This window comes from Eudoraea sp., from assembly GCF_049665975.1.
Classification (GTDB): domain Bacteria; phylum Bacteroidota; class Bacteroidia; order Flavobacteriales; family Flavobacteriaceae; genus Eudoraea.
Map to the genome: position 1 here is coordinate 1 of NZ_JBATGR010000422.1, position 3,625 is coordinate 3,625.

Annotated in this window: 4 protein-coding genes and 1 pseudogene; all 5 read right to left on the reverse strand. The window is 40.1% G+C overall.

Translation table 11 applies throughout. The annotated features are described in order from the left end of the window. Positions 1-395: pseudogene (locus WBN20_RS13750) on the reverse strand (NADP-dependent oxidoreductase); the annotation flags it as partial. Between the two features lie 16 nt (positions 396-411). Next, positions 412-1,185, reverse strand: coding sequence for an enoyl-CoA hydratase/isomerase family protein (locus tag WBN20_RS13755; protein ID WP_424282101.1), 774 nt, complete (start codon positions 1,183-1,185; stop codon positions 412-414). A gap of 46 nt (positions 1,186-1,231) precedes the next feature. After that, entirely contained in the window at positions 1,232-1,990 is a 759-nt protein-coding gene (locus tag WBN20_RS13760) for an SDR family NAD(P)-dependent oxidoreductase (RefSeq protein ID WP_424282102.1), read from the reverse strand. Between the two features lie 70 nt (positions 1,991-2,060). After that, a complete protein-coding gene (locus WBN20_RS13765) occupies positions 2,061-3,131 on the reverse strand; it encodes a phosphotransferase family protein (RefSeq protein WP_424282103.1) in 1,071 nt (356 codons plus the stop codon). Between the two features lie 2 nt (positions 3,132-3,133). Next, positions 3,134-3,625, reverse strand: a 492-nt coding sequence (locus tag WBN20_RS13770) for an acyl-CoA dehydrogenase family protein (RefSeq protein ID WP_424282104.1), incomplete at its 5' end; no start/stop codon positions are given.

Here is a 3,625-nt window from a genome sequence, read left to right on the forward strand (position 1 = left end):
GCTGTCATCCCTGTCATGCCAAGAGTGCTTAAATAAGTTGGAAGAGGCGCTAGTTTAGGGTCGATAATACGTAAATCCTTACCATCTGAAATTGCATATTGTTGTACACCCCCAAATCCGGCTACATAATCCCCTACTTTAAAGTTTGGATTTTTATTAACTGCCACGACCTCACCAACAGCGCCCGCGCGCATAACCGAACCAATAGCCATTGGCTCTATATAAGATTTGGAATCATTCATCCAACCCCGCATAGCCGGGTCTAGGGAAACATAATGTTGTTTCACCAGAATTTCTCCTTCCCCCAATTCAGGAATAGGATTAGTCTCTAATGACCAGGTTGAAGCATCTGCCTCTCCTATCGGTCTCTTTACAAATTTCAATTGTTTATTCATATTTTTCATTTCTGTTTTATCCTTTCTTTTTATTTGAGAAACTCTTTACGTATGCTTCCATTTTGGTTCGAATTTCAGGTTTCCACCATAGGGTTGCAGCTTCTTTCAGCGAATTTTCGGCATTCAAATCAAGTTTGCTGAGTAAATTTTTGCGAAGTTTATTTTTTGTGTTAAGAAGTATTTCCTGATCTGCTTGTAAATACTGCTGCATCCTGGCTTCGGCTTTTGGCAATACCTGCTCTAAAGGAACCAATTCGTCCACTAATCCGGAAGACAAGGCTTCTTTTCCATTAAGCAGCTTCCCTTCCATAATATATCTGCTAGCCAAACCCTGACCTATCCAAAAAGCATACGTTTCTACAAGGTTCTGAGAAATTTGAATATTTACAGCAACCTCATTCAGTCCAATAATATATTGTTCTCCATCTGCCATAAATCGGTTATCAGTTGCCACTGCAAGAACGCAGCCCCCCGCCGGGGAATGACCGGTAATTGCCGATATAACAGGTTTGGTGATCTGCATTAGTTCTATGAAAAGCGCGCCAAAAACATTAAAAAAATCATGGATCTGCTTTTTGTCATAATGAAATAATTCTATTAAATCCAATCCTGCCGAGAAATAATGTGGCTGCCCTGTAAGTATTGCTCCTTTCACTGCATTGTCATTTTCAATATCCCGGAACACTTGCCTAAGCTCCTGAACCATATCATAATTAATGGCATTTACCTTACCACGGTTCATCTGAACAATGGTATAACCCTCTTTCTTAATAATATTTAATGTATTCATCCGGGTAAAATTTTTATTTTGTTCAGCATTGGTTTTTTAAATTGTTTTATAATAAAGATGTTCCACCGTCCAGTGTTATGGTTTGACCAGTAATATATTTCGAATTATCTGACGCGAGCCATGCTACAGCTTCAGCAATTTCATCGGCCTCGCCAAATCTGTCCATAGGAATGAGTTTTTTAAGCGTTTCTCCCATATCAGGCCTGCTTGCAAGTAATTTGTCTAAAAGTGCGGAATTGGTGTATCCCGGACATACTGCATTTATTCTAATATTCCCACGCCCATATTCCAGCGCCGCCGATTTGGTCATACCTACAACCGCAAATTTACTGGCACTATAGGAAAGGTTGTATCCTGAGGGTTTTAAGCCAGCAAGGGAAGCGATATTTATAATATTTCCATGGCCTTGCTTCATCATTTGCTGCAAAGCCACTTTCATGCAATAAAATACACCCGTCTGATTCACAGCAATAACATTATCCCAATCTTCAAGTGTATGTTCCGCTGTCTTTCTTTGATTTTCACCACCTATACCTGCACTATTTATCATGACGTCTAACTTACCATGATCCTTAATTGTTTGGCTTATTAATAATTCTACTTCTTCAAACTTAGATACATCTGCCTTGAATGCAAATGCTTCGCCTCCAGATATTTTAATTTGATCAGCAACATTTTGGGCCTTTTCAGAATTAACATCAGATACGATGACCAATGCCTTGTGTTTAGCCAACAAAGCAGCGGATGCGGCTCCTATTCCACTTCCTGCCCCTGTAATGATCACAACTTTATTTTCCAATTGCATATCGCTTTTATTTAATCAAACGCCCGTGATCTTTTATGGCATACTTATTAATTTTAAATGACAAATGTTGTCAGTCAATACTATCCTTCTGAATGGCGTTCCATGCTGTATTACAACATAAGGCAGAAACTTTATTCAGGTTCGCAAAACGAGGGTCTGTTGTATGTCCATGCTTAAATCTATAATATATCTGTTGGGCAATTACCGCAATTTTAAAAAGTCCATATGCAAAATAAAAGGTAAGATTATTTATCTCCATGCCACTTTTGAGTGCATATTGCTGCACGATTTCTGTTCGCGTAGGATTGCCTGCCATGGTTGTTGGAGATGGAAGCCCCTGTTTTAAAAAATCAGCATCTGAAGCTGTGGTCCAATACCCAAGAGAAGTGCCCAAATCCATCAAAGGATCACCTAAAGTACACATTTCCCAATCGAGTATGGCGGCGATTTTTTTCCATTGATCATCAACAAACACGACGTTATCGTACTTATAGTCATTATGGATAAGGCTGTAATGATAGTTTTTAGGTTGATTCTTTTCCATCCATGACATGACCTTATTGGCGGAGGGAATTTCTTCTGTTGCCGCAGCAAGGTACTGCCTGCCCCAGTTTTTAACTTGTCGCTCAACGTAGCCTTCCGGATTTCCCAATGATTCAAGTCCGGCAGCCTTATAGTCTACATCATGCAGTTCCACATAGGTATCCAACCATGTATCCGCTATGGTTTTAAATTCATTAGGAGTAACCTCACGATCTCTGGCCTCATTGGCGGTTAAAATTATTCCGTCTACTTTATTCATTATATAAAACGGGGCTCCTAATATCTCCACATCTTCTGAAAACGCATAAGGTTCCGGGGTTTTGTCGAATACTTTATGAAGATTGTTTAGCACCTTAAATTCCCTGCCCATATTATGACCCCGTTTAGGTGCCGCAAAGGGCGGACGACGAAGTACATATTCCTTGTCCTCTATTTTTAACAGATAAGTAAGATTGGAATATCCATTATAAAACTGCCTGATGATCAATTCACTTTTTTCATCATTGATCAAATCATAATGCAACAGGAACTTTTTCAAGTTCCGCACATGAAGCTCTTCTCCTTTTCGAACAGTTTTCGTTAGTTCCCTTTCCGGCATTTTCAGATTTGTGCGTATTTTTTTATTGTGTTTTTCCCCAATTGACTTAAATGAACCTCATCCGGACCATCAGCCAGCCTCAAGGTTCTGGCAGAGGCATAAAAGTGTGCTAATGGGGTATCTCCACAAACGCCCTTGCCCCCCATTATCTGAATGGCCCTATCAATCACCTTTAAGGCCATATTTGGCGCTATTATCTTAATCATGGCGATCAGGTCTTTTGCCTCCTTATTTCCAACTTTGTCCATTTTATCTGCTGCTGAAAGAACCAGCAAACGTGTTTGCTCTATTTCACAACGAGAATGTGCAATTTCCTGACGAATACTGCTATAAGTATCTAAAGTTCTGCCAAAAGGACTACGTTCAGAGGCCCTTTGGGACATTAACTCAAGAGAACGTTGTGCCATCCCAATTAAGCGCATGCAATGGTGTATTCTTCCCGGACCCAAACGACCCTGGGCTATTTCAAATCCTCTGCCTTCACCGAGAATAAG